The sequence below is a fragment of the Denitrificimonas caeni genome (assembly GCF_905120345.1).
In the GTDB taxonomy this organism is placed as follows: Bacteria; Pseudomonadota; Gammaproteobacteria; order Pseudomonadales; family Pseudomonadaceae; genus Denitrificimonas; species Denitrificimonas caeni_A.
On record NZ_CAJHOA010000007.1, the window covers coordinates 59,929 to 77,803 of the forward strand.

The window sequence follows — 17,875 nt, forward strand, 5'->3', positions numbered from 1 at the left end:
GTAAATACTCTTAGCTATTAATAACCAGTGATGGGCTCAATACGTCTAGGACCTGAAGAAGGCGCTCTTTTAACGCCACGAACGGCACTACTACCCGTAGAGTTAATAGGCGGCTGACTGACTTGAACTGGAGTTGGCTGTGCCGCTACAGCACTGGGACGAGACACTGGCGCACTGGGCTGTGCCGCTACAGGGCTAGGACGAGACACTGGCGCACTGGGTTGTGTCGCTACAGGGCTAGGCCGCGATACTGGCGTACTGGGCTGTGCCGCTACAGGGCTAGGACGAGACACTGGCGTACTGGGCTGTGCCGCTACAGGGCTAGGACGAGACACTGGCGCACTGGGCTGTGCCGCTACAGCACTAGGCCGAGACACTGGCGTACTGGGCTGTGCCGCTACAGGGCTAGGACGAGACACTGGCGCACTGGGCTGTGCCGCTACAGGACTAGGCCGCGATACTGGCGCACTGGGTTGTGCCGCTACAGGACTGGGACGCGATACTGATACGCGAGGTTTTACAGGCGCCGGCCGAGGAGTAGAGACAGAGGCATTTACATTTTTTTGTTGCGACTGAGCTTTTTTCGCAACCTTAGCTGCTGTTTCTTTATTTAAGCCACTAGTATCTGCAGCAATAGCTTCTTGTTCATTGTTTTCAGCTAACAACGTACGGGCTCTTTGCTCCGCTGCACGGAAATGAGCAGTCGTTAGCTTTTTTCGTGCAACTAAGTCTCGTGCATGTTGCCATTTATCTTGATAGATCAATAGAGTCAGCATATTTTGCGCAGCTCGAGTATCCGTCTCATTAAGCTCCATAGCCGTCATCAGCTCAAAGTGAGCTTCCGGTAATAACCGTAAATTGAGGTAGGCAACACCTAAATCATTGCGCATGGCATCATTGGCCGGTGATAGACGAGTTGCTATACGCAAATGGTGAAGTGCTTCATTATAGTTTTTACGTGCCACTTCAATTTGGCCTAAACCATGATGGGCATCGGCAGCTAAACAGCTGTTAACAAGGTCGGCATACAACTGCTCGGCTTCACTACGGCCCAACATACGTAACAGCTGAGCTTTACGTAAACGTGCTTCAGGCAGATTCTCAGGAAGTCGCTCAAGATTGGCCAAAGCAGCATGCAGACGGCCTGAGCTGGCTATTTCTTGCGATAAGCCAAGCACTAACTCTTGGTCACTGGTTAACGGCTGACAACTTTTCGGCTTGCTATTTTCACGCTTCACAAGCCAGGGTGAAGATGCTTGTCCCGCACACCCAACTAAACTTCCAGCGAGTAACATTATCACTGCGATATGTTTCATCCCATATCTCCCAAGGCTTGAATAATTGCAATAAAACCCGGGCCTGCTAAAACAATTAACAGCGCCGGAAAAAGAAAAAGCATCATAACGATAGACATTTTTGCTGACATTTTTGAAACTTTCTCTTGGAGAGACGTCATACGTCTATCATCAAGAAGCTCCTTCAAAGAGAGTAACGAACTCATTCCGCCGCCGCCTTGATGTATCAACTGTTCAAGGATAGTAAAACAATCTGTCAGCTCATCAACCTGCATCAAAAAAGCAGTATCACGCAACTCATAACCCAGCTCTAGACCTGCATCAACACGCTGTAAAATAAGCTTTAGTTCATGGGCCAACTCAGGCAACATTTTTTCACCACCAGTAGCCAGCACACGCAAAGCTTGCTCAACGGTCATACCCACTTCAAACAGCATGCGCAACAAAGGTATCATCGTTGATACCTCAACCGCGAGCCGCTCTTGTCTTGCCTTAGCCATTTTTGCAAGCACGCGCTTAGGGATTAAATAACCGATCCCCACAGCAAAAATTAAAGCAACCCAAGGCACACTCGCCTCTGCTTGTTTGCTAAGAAATGACTGCATTAATATTACAGCGAACGCTAACACTATCGGCAACGCGATTTGTATTAGAAAGAAAACAGTCCGATGCTGAGCACTGCGCCAGCCTAATTGGTTTAAAAGCTGAACGGCCTCGCTATCAAAATACTTACTATCTGATCGTATGACATGACTCGTGAGCGCATTAAAAGTATGCAAGCGCATATCACCACCTAAGCGGCCAATCACACTACGCATCGCCATCTTCTGGCGTATCACTAAGCTTAATAACAATCCAGCAGTAGCCAATAACAGGAGAGCAGCAATTATCAAAGGATTCATATTTAAATACTCCTCATCATACGCCAGAGCAAAATGCTGCCAATCAACTGCAAAGCAAAGGCCGCTAACAATGTCCACTGACCACTGCTTTGCTGCCACATACCCAGCAGTAACTCAGGACTTGTTATAAACATATATCCAGCCATAGCCACTGGCAAACCACCCAGCACTAACGCGCTCACACGTGTTTCACCGGTTAAGGCGCGCAGTTGTCTTGAGGCATGATCACGATCACGAATCAGTCCTATAAGGTTCTCAAGCACGTTGCTGGCATTACCACCATAACGATCATTAACTGCTATCGATAACGCTAACATATGAAATTCTTCGCGATCATACAGATTAGCAAAATCGTTAACAGCATCAGGTAATGACATCCCGCGCTGAATACTATTGCGTGTACGTAGCAAAGCACCATGCAAAGGTTCCTGAGCATTCTCAATCGCCAATAAAAAACCATCGCCTAAGGTGCGGCCAGATTTTAAACTACGAATCATATGATCAAGAAGCTGAGGCAACTGACTAATCATACGCTGTAAGCGACGATGGAACCTTATGACTAAGTAAATACGCACCAGTATAATGGAGCCCACAGTTACCGCTAAAAACAACAACCAACCACCGATAAAAAAACACAATGCTAGCGCTATAAACCAGCCCGAGAGTAAGAGGACTACTTGCCAAAAAGCCAGATTAACGCCCGCTCTAAGCAACTCACGTTGCAAGAAACTAATATTAACTTTTTCATCAGCGATAAACTCATTACTCAAACGCCCTATAACTTTTTCAGAAGCGCCTTCACGTGCACTACGCCGCAAGAAATAAAATCCTGCAGCAAGCAACAAAATTGAGAAAATAATTGGGAGATTTATCATCTCAGCTCACCTTTCATCCATGATGTTGGAATTTCGACCCACCAGTAGCAGAGATATGGTTAAAAGAGTTACGTAATTTCTCATTTCGTAACTTATCACCTGCCATATTATTAGACTCACGTATAAAACCAATCTGCGTGCCCGGCTCAGAGCGAAACAAAGTGTTTGTTATATAATGGCCATCTCGTAAGCCAACAACTTCTAAAATTTCTGATACATGGCGACGGCCTTCGGAGTTACGAGTGAGCTGAACGATAATATCAATTGCCGAACATATCGTTTCCCGTAAAGTACTGGCTTGTATTTGCATACCAGTAAAGCCGACTAAAGTTTCCAGACGCAACAAAGCATCCGATGCGGTATTCGCATGCACAGTCGTCATCGAGCCATCATGCCCAGTGTTCATCGCCGTAAGAACATCGAGCACTTCCATGCCGCGTATCTCACCCAAAATCAAACGGTCTGGACGCATACGTAGAGCATTGCGAACGAGGTCACGGGCATTTACTTCACCATGGCCATCAGCGTTTGGCGGTCTCGTTTCTAGACGAACCACATGCGTGTGCTTTAGCTGTAATTCCGCAGTGTCCTCAATAGTGACAATACGCTCGCGCTCATTAATCAATCGACTGAGCATATTGAGCATGGTTGTTTTACCCGTGCCGGTACCGCCGCTTATCACCACATTGCAACGTTTCTTTACCATCAAAGTAAAGAATTCAAGAATATTATGGTCAATAGAACCTGAAGCAATAAGGTCATTACTGCTCATCATATCTTGACTAAACTTACGTACAGATAGGCACGGACCATCCAGAGCAACGGGAGGAATAACAGCATTGACACGACTGCCATCCGGCAGACGTGCATCAACCATGGGAGATGATTGATCGAGCCTCCGGCCTAAGGGCGCCAAAATACGTTGAATCACCCGTAATAGGTGATTGTCATCCATAAAGCGTAGCTCGCTTTGATATAGAACGCCGTGACGCTCAATAAAAATACGATGTGGACCATTAACTAATATTTCAGTGATCGTTGGGTCACGTAACAGAACTTCTAATGGACCAAAACCGATCAATTCGTCGACCAGCTCTTCAGTCAAGCGGTCCACTTCATAACGCGATATAGGCATTTGCCGCTGGCGCGTATAATCATGAACTTTATCGCCAACAAAATGAACTAATTGCGCTCGAGGACCTTCTAGGAGATTATCTCCATCATCTTCTAGAGCATCAATAATGTACCGATGCAGCACAGATTTAAGATCTGTGTCTACGCCGCCAACTTTTATGGTCATTGACTGACGCTTCACTTCGTTAACTCCAAGAGACGTGAGAATAAACCTGTAGGGGACGACGTTTTATGACTGACGCCGACCTCCAACAAACTCATTAACTCTTTACTTAAGGAATCACGCGGCGCAAGTACAAATATTGACTTACCTTGATTGATTGACTTTAAGCGCAGCTCAGGATTGTGCGATAAAGTCCCGCGCAAACTCATGCCAAAGGTTTTACTGAGTGTTCGCGCATCAGGGGCAACTTGCGCAACATAGCGGTCAACGATTAAACGCGCTTGATCAAGCTTCATGCCGCTATCACGCCAATGCGCTAATAAATCAAGGTTGCGACGGCAAGTCGAGATACTGGTATTCGAGTACCAGTTAATATCGTCGGCATAGCCAACCAAGGTACGCAAAGCCTCGCAATCAGTCTGACCGCAAATATTAACAATAACTTTCTCAAAGTTCTGTCGCAAAGCTGACATCAGTAGAAAAAGCTCAGAAGAGTTATAGTGATCTAAGCTTGCCCCAATATTGCCAATAGGCAGAACAGTCAACCCAGTTTCTTCATGTTTAATAAAAGCATTATCAATTAGGCTGCGATCAATTCGGCGTAAGTTACGCATCGCATCATCAAAGGTAAAGCCTGGTTCCAAGCCTAAAATATCAAGACTTTCACCATTAGGAATACCAAGATCCACTAAGAGGACTCGATCACCTTGTTTTTGCATTAATAAAGCTAAATGTACTGCGACAAATGCGGCATCAGCATCAGGTTGATTACCGACAATAACACTGAGCTCGCCTCGCTCGCGGCGAGAAGGCAGTTGAGGTAACCGATCAGTTATGCGTCGGACTAGACCCAGAACTTCACTGCTGCGCTGCCCATAAGTAATAAAATCTCTTGCCCCTGCTCGCATTGCGGAAATAACAAGCTCATTATCAAAACCATCACCCACCACCACCACAGCAGTTAATGGCCGTGCTTCCAGCAAGCTTTCAATCAATGCACATTGACTCATCAAGTTAGTGCGATCAATATTTACGAATATAAGTGTTGCACCTGTTGCCTCAATTAATCCAATTAAGGAGTCTAGGTTTTGTGGCGTACGTAACACCTGGCCCATTGTCGAAAGGCTGCTTTGTAACCAGTTGATATCTTCATCATCGGCTACACAGGCGAGAAAAGTCTGTTCCATCATTTTTTAACCCTCACCATGACAATCCATTACGACGGTCAAAACTACCATCTTCTAGCAATAACATTTCGAATGCTGAAGGATCATATTCACGTAGTGCCTGACCCGGTAACTCAGGCAAATTTGCATCTGCTGCGAAGGGATTTACCAAATGCGGGGTCACAATCATTAACAGCTCACGCTCTTCAGTGCGATTTTCTGTATTACGGAAAAAAGCGCCAAGAATTGGAATATCACCTAAACCTGGAAGTTTATTTACCACAGCACTGTTACGTGTGCTCATGAGACCACTGATGACAAAACTTTCACCATCCGCTAAGGACACAGTGGTATCAGTGCGACGCACAGTAAATGACGGTACAGGAATACCATTAATGACAATACCATTACTCGGATTAGTGTCTATCTCACTCACTTCAGGAGCGACTTTTAGGTAAATGCGATTTTTGTCGATTACCGTAGGGGTTAGGTTTAGCTTTACACCATAAGGTTTGTATTCAATAGAAATAGAATCGCTGCTACCTGAAGGAACAGGCACTGGAAACTCACCGCCGGCTAAAAAGCTAGCCGTTTGACCACTCATGGCAACTAAGCTCGGACGCGATAAAGTATAAGCAAAACCACTCTTCTCAAGTGCATTCAATGCGCCTAAATATTTTTTACTGCCACCACCCCAAGCGATGTTAAAACCATCACCTAATACATTTGAGCCAAGTATCGAACCGGTTGCGGCATCAACAATAGCGCTGCCAGGACTTGTGATTACTTTACTATTAGATCCTTTACCATACAGCGATATACCAATTTCTTTCAGCTTGGTGCGGTTCACCTCAACAAAACGAATATCCGTCTGTACCTGACTTGGCAAAGGTGCTTGAGCATCATTCACACCAACAGGCTTAGTCAATGCTGTTAATGCTTCACCTTCAATAAACAACATACTTTGCCGTGGTGCTTTTGCGCACTGCGTCCAGACGCTTATATTAGTTACGCCACTGGCTAACCCTAAAACAAGAAAGCTATTACGGCTGGTCACTTTAACATCAGCTATTTCAGGATTGCCGACCGCAAGCCTGCGAATCGGCACAGGTAAATTAAACTCTTGATGAACGCCTTGGCGTAACTCTAATACAGCGGGGGCAGGCTCTAATGTAGAGCAAAGCGATGCTGCAAAAAGCGCTGGGGATACCAGCAAGCTAAGCGCTGCAAGCAGCGCTGCGCAGCCTAGATTGTGGGTGATCTTACACTTCATGATCTGCTACCTTGCAATTCAGGGATTTTGACGGGACATGGAACGGCCACTATAAACAGGTATACCTGCTGCTTGACGCGACGGCGAAGCGGCTAATCCTGACTGAGGACGCTTTCCCTGTCGAACCGCTATTTTTTCAAATTGAAATAATTGGCGCTTAAGCTCTTCAACCTTGGCGCTAGGTGCTTCGCCACTTTGATAAGCTGCCAGTAACTTCTCATCAACACTACGAACGGCTAGACGTAAGGTGCCGGCCTGCGTAGCCAGCATAAAACGCGTTAACAAGCTTTCAGGGATAGCCAACACCACCGTACGCGGGAGATCAACCCGTCTTGAGCGTGCGGTTTTATTACTCTCGTCGTCAGTCTCAGGCAAAGTAAGCGGTTCACCTTGCGTTGATGCACCTAAAGTACTACCAACACTTAATACCCGCAGTGCCGGTATCACAACCTGCGCGGTACGATCACTATTGAGATTATCATCACGCAAGAATAATAATGCATCAACGTAGTCACCGGGCTGCAAATGCCCACCCGCAGAGGTCACTTCATCAATATTAATCGCTAAAGCACGTTCATCTGGTCTGATCATTCGCCCTAGCGGACCACCCACGGCAAAACTGGCTTCATTGAGCACAGTCCCAGCACTAAGATCGCGCCATACAACCGAACCTTCTAATTCCTTAGCATTAGTAAAACTACCAGGAGGCGCGATTCTAAGCATCTCTTCAGCAAGATCATCTGCTTCAATTTTAGCCATTGCTTTCACATCGCGTACCAACACCACCACCGGTACACGTTGCACCTCATCAGCTCTGCTATTCAAGAGCTCATTGAGCGCTTCATTTTTGGCAATACTGGCAAGCAGCTCAGCCTGGGTGTTAGACGCCGTTTGATCAGTCGCAACTACGTGCTCAGCAGCAGGCTTACTCATCATTACGCCCCAGTACCCAGCAGCGATTGCCGCAAAAAACAAAACGACCGCCAAGATCATGGTTAAACGACTACTCATGTGCCGCTCTCCTTAGCCCTAGATTTAAGTTAAAAAAATATTTTACACTCATTATAAAAATCAGGCACATCAGCCAAAATAAGCCTTGAATACTAGCACGCAAAAACCACTCAAGAAACACCTATAACTACTTAGCCTGACTATACAGTTATTACTAACACTTAATGTATATAGACAAGGATAAAGGTTATCTTTACTATAAAATCATAACATGATCATTAAGAGAGGGATCCTACGATGTTAAGTAAATTAATTTTATTACAACTAAAAATCAGCTCATTTTTCAAACGCGAAGATGGTGCTACGGCAATTGAGTATGCGATTATTGCGGGATTGATTGCCGTGGTTATTATTGCTGGTGCAACAGCTCTTGGGGGAGGGATAGATAAACTATTCACAGATATAGCTAATAAACTTGGATTAATTTCAGTTGATTAAACAAAATAATCCATAAAAACCAGTAACAAAGTCAGAACCCACCAGACTTGGAATGCTCCGAGGTTGTTAGGAACAATTGATTTTAGCCTAGCTCCAAAAGAGTAGAGTGACGACATAACTTGATAGCACGCATACTTAGTATGCTACAAGCAGATGATACTTAGCCAATCTTTTAAATAGTTGTCCCGCTCAAGCTTAATTAGAAAAAACAATCCAAACAAAAAGGACCTTATATAAGGTCCTTTTTTATTACATATAATTTTGATAAAACCTACTAGCCAAATAATGTAAAACACAGAACTAAGACAGCAAGCTTTATCCAAATAACAATCAGTCCAGGCGCGATCAGTTAAAGACTATAACTCATTATCACGCCATAACGCATGCTTCGATCTTTACTATCAATCGCAGCTTCACCAAGCGGACGCGCGACTTCAAGACCCAGATTATAGAACTTCTGATCAGCTAAGCGCACACCCATCGCCGCAGAAGACAAGTTTGAGGAAGCACCGCTGAGGTTATACCAAGAACGCGCAGCATCAACCGCAGCATACGGCTGCACCAAGCGTAGCCAGTCTTCATCAAGCTTAATACTGTAGTTTAGCTCATAACCAATACCCCAACCTTTATCACCATAAGCTTGGTCACTGGGGTAGCCTCGGCCAAAGTTGCGATCACCAAAGACCACTTGCTCACTTTCAGGCAACGTATCTTCTGACCAATATAAGGCACCAGACGCCACACCCTGCCAAGCCTCAGCAAATCTATTACTCTGCATACCACTCAAGCGTACACGGGTGAAATCAATATCAGTTGGATCTTTAAGTTGAGTGCCAAGCGCATTCAAGCTAGTTTTTGCACCGAGCGCATTTAAGCCTTGATAAATACCGGCACTTAACAAGCGCATTTGCTGCTTTTCAGCTTGGCGCCAGTCACCCTCTAAAGCGAGCGCCCTAATCTTGCTGGTTTGATGATAGGCATTCTTAAAGACACCCACCACCGGCAACGTAGACAGCAGATTATACTTACGCTCATCATCAACAGCATAAAGCCTTGCAGAACCGGTAATAATTTCTTTACTGGATATTCTAAATGGATGCGTCAACCCTATAGAAGCACGATCATTTTTACGCGAAGAATAATCTAACGCATTATTAGGTGTTAATTGAATAAGGCGCTGCGTAGGATCGCTACGATAACCTGACGCATAAGCCTCAAGTCGAGTGCCATTATTTGTCACATATTGGCTGTAATCTACACGGACATAACGCTCATTATCCTTGCCCGGCGGCAGCAAAGCGGTTACCGCAACCTGCTCACCCACAGACGTCTGTGAGTTACTGATAGCTGAAGCAATAATTTGAAAATCATCACCCTTATCTTTCACTAAACTCGCAGTAGCATCAAAAGGTCGACGACGCGCTTCAGTAATAAGAGTCACCGCACCATCCGTTGTGTCCGGCGGTGCCACATTCGCCACCAAAGACACACCAGGAATCTGCGACATCAAAGAGGTATAGCGTTCAAACGTTTCACGTTTTAACGGACGCTCATTCAATAATGGCTGCACCATAGCGGTAATACGCTTTTCAACGGGCCCCACTGCACCTAGCATTTCGTGCTGGCTGATATAGCCTTCAACTAAAACAATAGTTATGTCGCCACTTAAAAGATTCTGTTGCGGTAAGTAAGCATACGACAACGCATAACCATCTGATTGATAGCGCCTGGTGATCTGCTCAGTAATAGTCAGAATATCTTTTAACGTCACTGTACGATTAATTAAACTAGAAAATAATTCAGCGATCTCATCAAACTCATAAACAGTACCACCCTCAATCTGCACACCTTGTAAATAAATCAGCGAGGCGAGGGGTAGTTGCTGCTGACGAGGCATTGAAATGTTCGTCTGAGTGACTACTGGTTTATAAGAGTCTGCGGGTAAATTAGGTTGTGGCAATGCGTTATCAACGTCGTTGCTATTTAGAAAAGCTGGCATTTGCGCCGAGACTGGAAGTGACAACAGCATAAGCATCGGAAGGACCTTGTTACGCATTCCCTTCTACTCCGTTTTAAATATCATTGGTATTAGCAAGGTAGTATTAACCAAAACTATAATTAACTAAAGAGTTAACATTGAAATCTTTAGCACACCATATAAAAAACGCCCACTTTCGTGGGCGCTTGACAGAAATTTATTCTGCTTTAGGAGTGCGCTGACCGCCCAGCAAGCCACCACCCAGTAGGCCGCCTAGCAAGCCGTTGTTAGCCGCGCCGGTCTGCCCAGCCGCGGTACCACCGGTTAATCCACCCAGCAAACCACCTTCGCCACCGACCAAACCACCGGTTAACCCAACGACTAAGCCATTAACAGTGCCCACTACTGGCGTAAGCACACCATTTTGACCCAGTAAACCATTAGTTAATTGACCGACTGGTGCTAACGGACCACCCGCACCCGTCAAACCATCCACCAAGCCTGTGACGGGGGCAAGTACACCCACCTGTGGATCAACTAAACCATTGACTAAACCACCAACAGGCGCCAAAGCTGTACCATTCACTAATGTGCCCACTGTACCTTGAACATGAGTGATAGTGCCGTCTACAGATCCTTCGCCACCACCCAGTAGGCCACCTTGACCACCGGTCAAACCGCCGAGTAAGCCACCTTCACCACCAGTCAAACCGCCGAGCAAGCCACCTTCGCCACCAGTCAAACCGCCCAGTAGACCGCCTTCACCACCGGTTAAACCACCGAGCAAGCCACCTTCGCCACCCGCTAAACCGCCTGTTAGGCCGCCGACCAAGCCATTAACAGTGCCCACTACTGGCGTAAGCACACCATTTTGACCCAGTAAACCATTAGTTAATTGACCGACTGGTGCTAACGGACCACCCGCACCCGTCAAACCATCCACCAAGCCTGTGACGGGGGCAAGGACACCCACCTGTGGATCAACTAAGCCATTGACTAAACCACCAACAGGCGCCAAAGCAGTACCATTCACTAATGTGCTCACGGTCCCTTGAACATGAGTGATAGTGCCGTCTACAGATCCTTCGCCACCACCCAGTAGGCCACCTTGACCGCCGGTTAAACCGCCGAGTAAGCCACCTTCACCGCCGGTCAAACCGCCGAGCAAGCCGCCTTCACCACCGGTTAAACCGCCCAATAGTCCACCGTTACCACCAGTCAAACCACCGAGCAATCCACCTTCGCCACCGACTAAGCCACCCGTTAGGCCGCCCAACAGGCCATTAACAGTACCCACTACTGGAGTAAGTACGCCTTCTTGGCCTAACAAACCATCAGTCAGCTGACCCACTGGCGCTAATGGACCACCCGCACCCGTTAGACCTTCAACCAAACCTGTTACCGGCGCAAGAACTCCGCTCTGCGGATCCACTAAGCCATTGACCAAACCACCGACAGGTGCCAAAGCGGTACCATTCACTAATGTGCCCACGGTCCCTTGAACATGAGTGATGGTGCCGTCTTCCGAGCCTTCACCACCCAATAGACCGCCACCGGTTAAACCACCCAGCAAGCCACCTTGGCCGCCAGTTAAGCCGCCAAGCAAACCACCTTCGCCACCAACTAAACCGCCCAACAAGCCGCTTTCACCACCGGTTAAGCCACCCAGCAGTCCACCTTCGCCGCCTACCAGTCCGCCAAGCAAGCCACTTTCTGGGCCAACTAGACCAACCAAAAGAGTATTGGTCACATTCACTACAGGAGCAATTAAGCCTTGCTCGCCGATCAACCCATTCGTTAATTGACCCACGGGTTGAAGCGCACCACCATGACCGGTTAAGCCATCAACTAGACTCGTCACAGGCTGTAAAAAACCATCTTTAGGATCAACGAGACCATTCACTAAGCCGCCGACTGGTTCTAAAATCGTACCGCCAACCAATGCTCCAACAGTACCTTGCACCTCATTAATGGTTCCAGTACCAAGCTCACCGCCAGCTAATCCTGTAGTGACGCCAGCAACCAATGAATTAACACCACCCACAACAGCACCAACACCATCAGTCACCGGTGCTAAACCAAGTTCACCTACCACTTGATTAACCAAGCCTACAACCGGTCGCAATGCACCGTCATCACCAAGCAACGCACCCGTTAACTCGCCAACAGGTCTTAAAACACCTGACTCACCGGTTACACCATCAAGTAATCCACTAACAGGTGATAATAAACCTGTTGCTGGATCAATAAGGGTGCCTACCAACTCGCTAACTGGCGCCAGTCCGCCCTCAGTACCCGTTATCGCACTAACGGTTCCTTGTAGGTCAGTCACCGTACCTGTTCCTACTTCACCGCCCACTAAGACGCCATTCAAAAGACCAGTGACAGGGGCTATCGCGCCACCAGAACCCAGCAATCCGTTCAATAAACCGCCAACAGGAGCAAGCGTACCTTGCTGTCCTGTCAGGCTGTCAACAAGACCGGTAACTGGGGCCAAAAGCCCAGTCGAAGGATCAACGACATTGTTAATAAGGTCAGCACCTGGCTGCAAAATAGTATTACCAGCAACATGACCTACAGTTTCTTGAACCGCACTGACTACACCACTGCTAGCACCAATACTGCCGCCCGTACTACCTGTAGCGCCGCCAACAGATCCAGTACCAGTACCGCCGCCACCAACACTTCCGGTACCAGTGCCAGCCCCAGTCCCAGTGCCGCCCGTAACACCACCAATACCGCCAGTAGCATCATTAGTGCCGCCAGTACTAGGATTGTTTGGTAAGACAGGATTGCTGGGTAGCGATGGCCCGCCTGACATATAGTATTTTTTGCCTGATCCGCTGCAACCAGCAGCAATAGACAAAGACACCACTAGTGCCAGCGCTGTTAAGCTATGCACTACTTTCTTTTGCGTTTTCATGATCTAGATATCCCTTAGAGCAGTGATATTAATTTTGTGTTCAGGTACTTTCTTTTCTTACTGGTTATTATATTTAATAGAAGTAAAAAAAAATTCACAACGCTCTAATTAGTACTAGGCTTTACTTTATAAAAATATTCACAGGGTATTAGCTTTAGATTAAAGCATACTAAAGGATGAGAATATACGAACAAACTACATACAAGTATATATAGTTCAAAATCACTAAATAAGCTAAAATACTAGATTCTTTAGTATCTCATGGAAAGGTTTACTTAATGCCTATAAGCACTAAAAGACAAGAAGGAGCAGCAAGCATCGAGTTTGTGATTGTTTTTGTTCTTTTTTTTATGCTGTTTTACGGCATGGTAACTCTAGCCTTTCCACTGCTGTTAAGCGCCACCTATGAAGAGCTGTCCGCAGAAGCTCTGCGTGAAGCTATAACATTTCACCCTTATGAAGACACTCCAAACCTTGAAGAAACAGTAAATAGCGCAGTCAATGCAGTTATTGAAAATAGCTGGCTACCGAGTCAGTGGGCTCAACATTGTAAAGAATCTGATAGCTTTATAAAAATAAACGGTCCTGTTTGGAGTGTATGCATCAGTCATAATAATCCATCGAGCATACTGCCAAAAATATCATTGCTTGGTTTTGATATAGTCAATTTACCCGCTGAAATACGCGGCGAAGCTATTATATCTTTTTAAATGTTTATATATCTGCAAACAAGGACAGGTGATCATTATGAGGCTTTCTTTAAGCTCTAGCAGACAAAGTCAGCACGGTGCCTTTAGCATTATGGCCGCGGCAACATTACTGATGTCTCTACTTTTCCTTGTTCTCGTCCTTGATAGTGGCCGGCTTTATCTAGAGCAGCGTCACTTACAAAAAATAGCAGATACTGCAGCACTAGAAACTATAGCGAAAGTAACCAACGGCAATTGCTCCAGTGATGACATCAGTGTTGTGCAAGGATATGCTAAAGACAATGCCAATCGCTATGGTTCTAGTGGCGAAACACCTCTTGTCCAATGCGTAACAGTTTCCAGTATCAATGGTTTACGACAAGCACAGCTGGATAGTGCAAATGGTCGCGCTGTAAAAGTCACCACAGCCAAAACTGTTCCAGCAAGCTTGGTGATCAAGGCACAAAGCCTCGTCGGCAACATTCCCTCTACAATTAGATTACAGGCCACTGCTGTTGCAGAACGCGGAGAGCCAACGGCGAGCTTTACTGTTGGCTCGCAACTTTTGCGCCTAGAAAATAGCAAGCTGCTTGGGCAACTGCTAAAAGCTGTCGGAGTCAATCCTGAGCGCCTGACTGTTCTAGATGCTGATGGCTTAGCCAATGCAACCATCACGCCTGCCGGGTTACTCAAAGCATTGGGTGTTAACCTAGGTATTCATGAACTTAAAGCATTAACTCCGCAAGGCTTGATAGACCTCGTTGACACTAAAGTCGGGTTGCTGGGTATTGATGAGATTCTAAAAGTATCAGCAGAGGTTGTTAGCGACTCAATACTTCGTGCCGATCTAGACATACTTCGTCAAGAAATTCTGGCAGCGCCCTTATTGAAAGATATAAATATCAACTTATTTGGTGATGAAAATAGCGCTGGACTAGTGAGCCTTATGTCAAGCACTGATGGATCATTAGGATCGGCTCTTGATGCAAGCATTAACCTTGGTGATCTTATTTCAACGTCTATATTGCTTGGTGTCCACGAGACAGGGCAAGGCTTATTGATACCGGGATTAAATTTACTCGGACAAACAGTTGAATTAGGTATCGTTGAGCCACCCTCAATCGGGGTCGGCCCGGTTGGTACTCAGGCTTACAATGCACAAGTTAGGCTCTACCTTGGCGTAGATACAAGCAATCTTCTAGGTGGTGCACTGAAGTGGCTCACTGAAACAATACTTGGTACTCGTATTAATCTACCCATCTGGATTGATCTAGTCTCTGGGCATGGTACTTTAGAAAAAATAAGCTGTAACGTTCAGCCACCCTCTGTAGATATTGCAGTCGAATCAAAAATTTTAAATGTGTGTATTGGTAAGCTGCCGGATGAATTAAAATGGTCTGGTTCAGCAAGTTGCGAATCCAATCTGCAAAATGATGAACTTATTAAACTACTACATATTCCTATTCTTAGTGGTAAAACACATATTCCTGCATTACAACACGATGTCCTACTGACCGACATGCTTGCCGGAAGCATGGAATCAACATCACCCAATAAATTAGCTCTGGGTAATACTGTTGAAGGTGTAGTCAGCGGACTACTTGATCTGCTCAGCGGATTATTTCGTCGACCTGATGCTGTGAACAATTCTAATCTAGACTACAGCCAAGCAGGACAAGATAGGTTGATAGAAAGCCTTGCAATACAGTACCTAGAAGAAACCGCATTGCCAGGCGGGTTATATCATATTGAAAACGTGACTAATTTAATATTATATGGTGAAAGTGAAAATGATATTAACGGTCAAAAAGTCATCCCCCCTTTAGTAGATCACGATTGGTTTATACCCAACAGCATACCTCGATCCTGCCTATTAACCACATGTCCAACCAGTATGTGGAAAGATGGGACATTTACAGAAGCCTTTAAAGCTTATAGTGAGCCACATGGTCTTCTGAATTTGTTATTACCCTCTCAACGTGGCGGCTACCGTTTTTGTGGTAATTTAATAGATGCTCTTGTTGATTGGAACCCATGCGTTAAACATAACTTAACTAAGCTTTTACAAGAAAAGCCAGGTGGCATAAATATGAGCAGTAGTATTGATGGTGATAGTATTGCGAGCTCTAGTAGTACTGTAAAGTGCAGCGGTATTTTGTGCATATTACTAAAGCCCGTTATCCTGCTTCTTAAACCTATCCTTAATGGTGTTGGTGGTTTACTTAACACTATTCTTAATGATGTCTTAGGCATTGAACTTGGTCGCACCGATGTTACTGTCAGTTCAATTAACTGTAATAACCCTGTGTTAGTGAGGTAATCTCTCTTGTTCGGAAACTTAACTCAACAAGCAGGACGCTTGTCCAAAGGGAGAAGTGCAGCAACAATGAAAAAACAACAGGGCGCTATTGCTATAGAATTTGCAGTGCTTTTTGTGGTGTTCTTTGTGACATTGTATGCAATTATTGCCTATAGCATTCCACTATTACTGACCTTAACCTTTAAACAGCTAAGCAGCGATGCGGGACGGGCGGCAATTAAAGTTGACCCAAGCCTCGCTGATGATGAATATGCTCGAGTGATCAGTGCGGAAGTCGCGCGGGTTATCAACGCCAGCTGGCTTCCTAGCGATTGGAGGACAGGCTGCACAGAGGCTAAAGGTACAGCAAGTTTGCCTTGGGAAAAATTATCAGGCAGTTTAGGATCAACATCCTATGGTTTTCTCGCTAAAGAAATGTTAGATGAAAAATCTAATAATTATCGATATGTGTTGCAGATTTGTTTAGAACGAAAAAGAGAAATTATTCCAACGCTTAATATTATGGGGATACAGGTTCCGAACTTACCTAAAGAAAACGGAGAAGTCGTTATAAGAAGTTATACCACTGTTAGACTATAATTAATAACTCGATTACTAAAGCACCCACACTAACAACTCTCATATTTATTAACACTCTAAATAATTAAAAGTTGTTAGTTTGAAGTGAAACCAGCGCCCAATGCGATAGCCAGCTTAGTTCGGCTTGGCATACTTGTTGCCTTAAGCACTTGGGAGACATAAAGTTTAACTGTATTTTCAGAAATACCCAGTTCACATGCAATCTGATAATTAGTCATGCCCTTTGCGATAAGCAGTGCGACTTCGACCTGCCGCGGTGATAATAACGATAACCCAAGCAGTTGCGACTGTTGCTCAGCAAGCTCTTGACTGCCTGAGGTCGTATCATTTTTATCAGTATTCCACTTATCAACACCTGCCTGTAATTCCTGAAGGGTTGAAGTCATCTCTGACAACCTTTCAGTAATCAATTGCGCACTCAATACTTTACGTTGACTAGCAAGGTTTAACTGTAATTTCTTTACGCCTTCAAGTAACAAATTAAGATCTAGCGGTTTAGAGTAATAATCAGAAATTCCGGCACGAAGCGCTGCCACTATATCTTCTTTATCGGCATCACCAGTAAATAAGACACTGCCAAGAATACGCTCCTTGCGTTTCGATCTATTGAGCATTTCAATCAGCTGAATTCCATTTATCTCTGGCATTCTATAGTCACTAAGAACAATAATGATATTCTCATCTTCGTGAAAAAGTCTTATCGCCTCGCTTGAGCTTGTGCAGCCAATACAGGACAATCCAGCATTATCAAAAAATTCAACAAGCTCTTCAATAATAAAAGGCTCATCATCTACAATTAATATTTTATCCATATTTAAAAAGCACCCCTTTAATAGATAATAAAATTATTAAGACAGAAAAATTTATATTGTATTTTCAATAGTTTTAGCCGTCTAAACGCTGTATTACTCTATGCTAATGAAAAGAATAAATCACACAGTAGATGAAACTGCATTACCAAGTATTGATCCCATGCAACAATAGCAAATTTAAGCTGTCTTTGCTTGTAGAAAATTGAAATAAACAACGGAATCAAGCATCTACGCTTAGCTAATCAATAAAAATAGATTTAGCGCAACTCTACTATCGGCTTTACGAACACAACCTAAGGTGTAAGCAGATCAATCCA

At 45.1% G+C, this 17,875-nt stretch carries 14 protein-coding genes; 4 read left to right on the forward strand and 10 right to left on the reverse strand.

What is annotated here, in order from left to right; genetic code table 11:
- Positions 1-17: 17 nt before the first annotated feature.
- Genes JYJ62_RS12920 through cpaB form a run of 7 tightly spaced genes read right to left on the reverse strand, consistent with a single transcriptional unit; the run spans position 18 to position 7,819 of the window.
- Positions 18-1,316 (reverse strand): hypothetical protein, encoded by a 1,299-nt coding sequence (locus JYJ62_RS12920; protein WP_205342647.1) that lies wholly within the window; start codon positions 1,314-1,316, stop codon positions 18-20.
- Positions 1,313-2,197: a type II secretion system F family protein gene (locus JYJ62_RS12925; RefSeq protein ID WP_205342648.1), complete on the reverse strand. Its 885-nt coding sequence runs from the start codon at positions 2,195-2,197 to the stop codon at positions 1,313-1,315. The genes JYJ62_RS12920 and JYJ62_RS12925 overlap by 4 nt, the downstream gene beginning before the upstream one ends.
- 2 nt (positions 2,198-2,199) lie before the next feature.
- Positions 2,200-3,072, reverse strand: a complete 873-nt coding sequence (locus JYJ62_RS12930; protein WP_205342652.1) for a type II secretion system F family protein — start codon at positions 3,070-3,072, stop codon at positions 2,200-2,202.
- 13 nt (positions 3,073-3,085) lie between these two features.
- On the reverse strand, positions 3,086-4,372 hold the full coding sequence (locus tag JYJ62_RS12935) for a CpaF family protein (RefSeq protein WP_205342653.1): 1,287 nt from the start codon (positions 4,370-4,372) through the stop codon (positions 3,086-3,088).
- 11 nt (positions 4,373-4,383) lie between these two features.
- A complete protein-coding gene (locus JYJ62_RS12940) occupies positions 4,384-5,559 on the reverse strand; it encodes a pilus assembly protein (protein WP_205342654.1) in 1,176 nt (391 codons plus the stop codon).
- Positions 5,560-5,569: 10 nt separating this feature from the next.
- Positions 5,570-6,808: a type II and III secretion system protein family protein gene (locus JYJ62_RS12945; RefSeq protein ID WP_205342655.1), complete on the reverse strand. Its 1,239-nt coding sequence runs from the start codon at positions 6,806-6,808 to the stop codon at positions 5,570-5,572.
- An 18-nt stretch (positions 6,809-6,826) separates the two neighbouring features.
- Complete coding sequence (cpaB, locus tag JYJ62_RS12950) at positions 6,827-7,819, reverse strand: Flp pilus assembly protein CpaB (protein WP_205342656.1); 993 nt, start codon at positions 7,817-7,819, stop codon at positions 6,827-6,829.
- 237 nt (positions 7,820-8,056) lie between these two features.
- Between cpaB and JYJ62_RS12955 the strand changes: the two genes are divergently transcribed.
- Positions 8,057-8,257, forward strand: a complete 201-nt coding sequence (locus tag JYJ62_RS12955; RefSeq protein WP_205342657.1) for a Flp family type IVb pilin — start codon at positions 8,057-8,059, stop codon at positions 8,255-8,257.
- Between the two features lie 349 nt (positions 8,258-8,606).
- Here JYJ62_RS12955 and JYJ62_RS12960 read toward each other — a convergent pair whose 3' ends face one another.
- Both JYJ62_RS12960 and JYJ62_RS12965 read right to left on the reverse strand, forming a co-directional pair.
- Positions 8,607-10,313, reverse strand: a complete 1,707-nt coding sequence (locus tag JYJ62_RS12960) for a ShlB/FhaC/HecB family hemolysin secretion/activation protein (protein WP_232365790.1) — start codon at positions 10,311-10,313, stop codon at positions 8,607-8,609.
- A 139-nt stretch (positions 10,314-10,452) separates the two neighbouring features.
- Positions 10,453-13,158: a hypothetical protein gene (locus JYJ62_RS12965; RefSeq protein WP_205342658.1), complete on the reverse strand. Its 2,706-nt coding sequence runs from the start codon at positions 13,156-13,158 to the stop codon at positions 10,453-10,455.
- A gap of 278 nt (positions 13,159-13,436) precedes the next feature.
- Here JYJ62_RS12965 and JYJ62_RS12970 point away from each other — a divergent pair, with 278 nt between their 5' ends.
- The 3 genes from JYJ62_RS12970 (at position 13,437) to JYJ62_RS12980 (ending at position 16,746) form a co-directional block, all read left to right on the forward strand.
- Positions 13,437-13,868 (forward strand): TadE family protein, encoded by a 432-nt coding sequence (locus JYJ62_RS12970; RefSeq protein WP_205342659.1) that lies wholly within the window; start codon positions 13,437-13,439, stop codon positions 13,866-13,868.
- 37 nt (positions 13,869-13,905) lie between these two features.
- Positions 13,906-16,167: a pilus assembly protein TadG-related protein gene (locus JYJ62_RS12975; RefSeq protein ID WP_205342660.1), complete on the forward strand. Its 2,262-nt coding sequence runs from the start codon at positions 13,906-13,908 to the stop codon at positions 16,165-16,167.
- Between the two features lie 66 nt (positions 16,168-16,233).
- The gene (locus tag JYJ62_RS12980) at positions 16,234-16,746 is read left to right on the forward strand and encodes a TadE/TadG family type IV pilus assembly protein (protein WP_205342661.1); all 513 of its coding nucleotides are present in this window, start codon (positions 16,234-16,236) and stop codon (positions 16,744-16,746) included.
- A 74-nt stretch (positions 16,747-16,820) separates the two neighbouring features.
- Here the strand turns inward: JYJ62_RS12980 and JYJ62_RS12985 are convergent, their stop codons facing one another.
- Positions 16,821-17,558, reverse strand: a complete 738-nt coding sequence (locus tag JYJ62_RS12985; RefSeq protein ID WP_205342662.1) for a response regulator transcription factor — start codon at positions 17,556-17,558, stop codon at positions 16,821-16,823.
- Between the last annotated feature and the right edge of the window lie 317 nt (positions 17,559-17,875).

Coding starts and splice junctions, on each gene's coding strand:
- JYJ62_RS12920 (WP_205342647.1), bottom strand. CDS start 1,316: ATGAAACATATCGCAGTGATAATGTTACTCGCTGGAAGTTTAGTTGGG.
- JYJ62_RS12925 (WP_205342648.1), bottom strand. CDS start 2,197: ATGAATCCTTTGATAATTGCTGCTCTCCTGTTATTGGCTACTGCTGGA.
- JYJ62_RS12930 (WP_205342652.1), bottom strand. CDS start 3,072: ATGATAAATCTCCCAATTATTTTCTCAATTTTGTTGCTTGCTGCAGGA.
- JYJ62_RS12935 (WP_205342653.1), bottom strand. CDS start 4,372: ATGACCATAAAAGTTGGCGGCGTAGACACAGATCTTAAATCTGTGCTG.
- JYJ62_RS12940 (WP_205342654.1), bottom strand. CDS start 5,559: ATGATGGAACAGACTTTTCTCGCCTGTGTAGCCGATGATGAAGATATC.
- JYJ62_RS12945 (WP_205342655.1), bottom strand. CDS start 6,808: ATGAAGTGTAAGATCACCCACAATCTAGGCTGCGCAGCGCTGCTTGCA.
- cpaB (WP_205342656.1), bottom strand. CDS start 7,819: ATGAGTAGTCGTTTAACCATGATCTTGGCGGTCGTTTTGTTTTTTGCG.
- JYJ62_RS12955 (WP_205342657.1), top strand. CDS start 8,057: ATGTTAAGTAAATTAATTTTATTACAACTAAAAATCAGCTCATTTTTC.
- JYJ62_RS12960 (WP_232365790.1), bottom strand. CDS start 10,313: ATGCGTAACAAGGTCCTTCCGATGCTTATGCTGTTGTCACTTCCAGTC.
- JYJ62_RS12965 (WP_205342658.1), bottom strand. CDS start 13,158: ATGAAAACGCAAAAGAAAGTAGTGCATAGCTTAACAGCGCTGGCACTA.
- JYJ62_RS12970 (WP_205342659.1), top strand. CDS start 13,437: ATGCCTATAAGCACTAAAAGACAAGAAGGAGCAGCAAGCATCGAGTTT.
- JYJ62_RS12975 (WP_205342660.1), top strand. CDS start 13,906: ATGAGGCTTTCTTTAAGCTCTAGCAGACAAAGTCAGCACGGTGCCTTT.
- JYJ62_RS12980 (WP_205342661.1), top strand. CDS start 16,234: ATGAAAAAACAACAGGGCGCTATTGCTATAGAATTTGCAGTGCTTTTT.
- JYJ62_RS12985 (WP_205342662.1), bottom strand. CDS start 17,558: ATGGATAAAATATTAATTGTAGATGATGAGCCTTTTATTATTGAAGAG.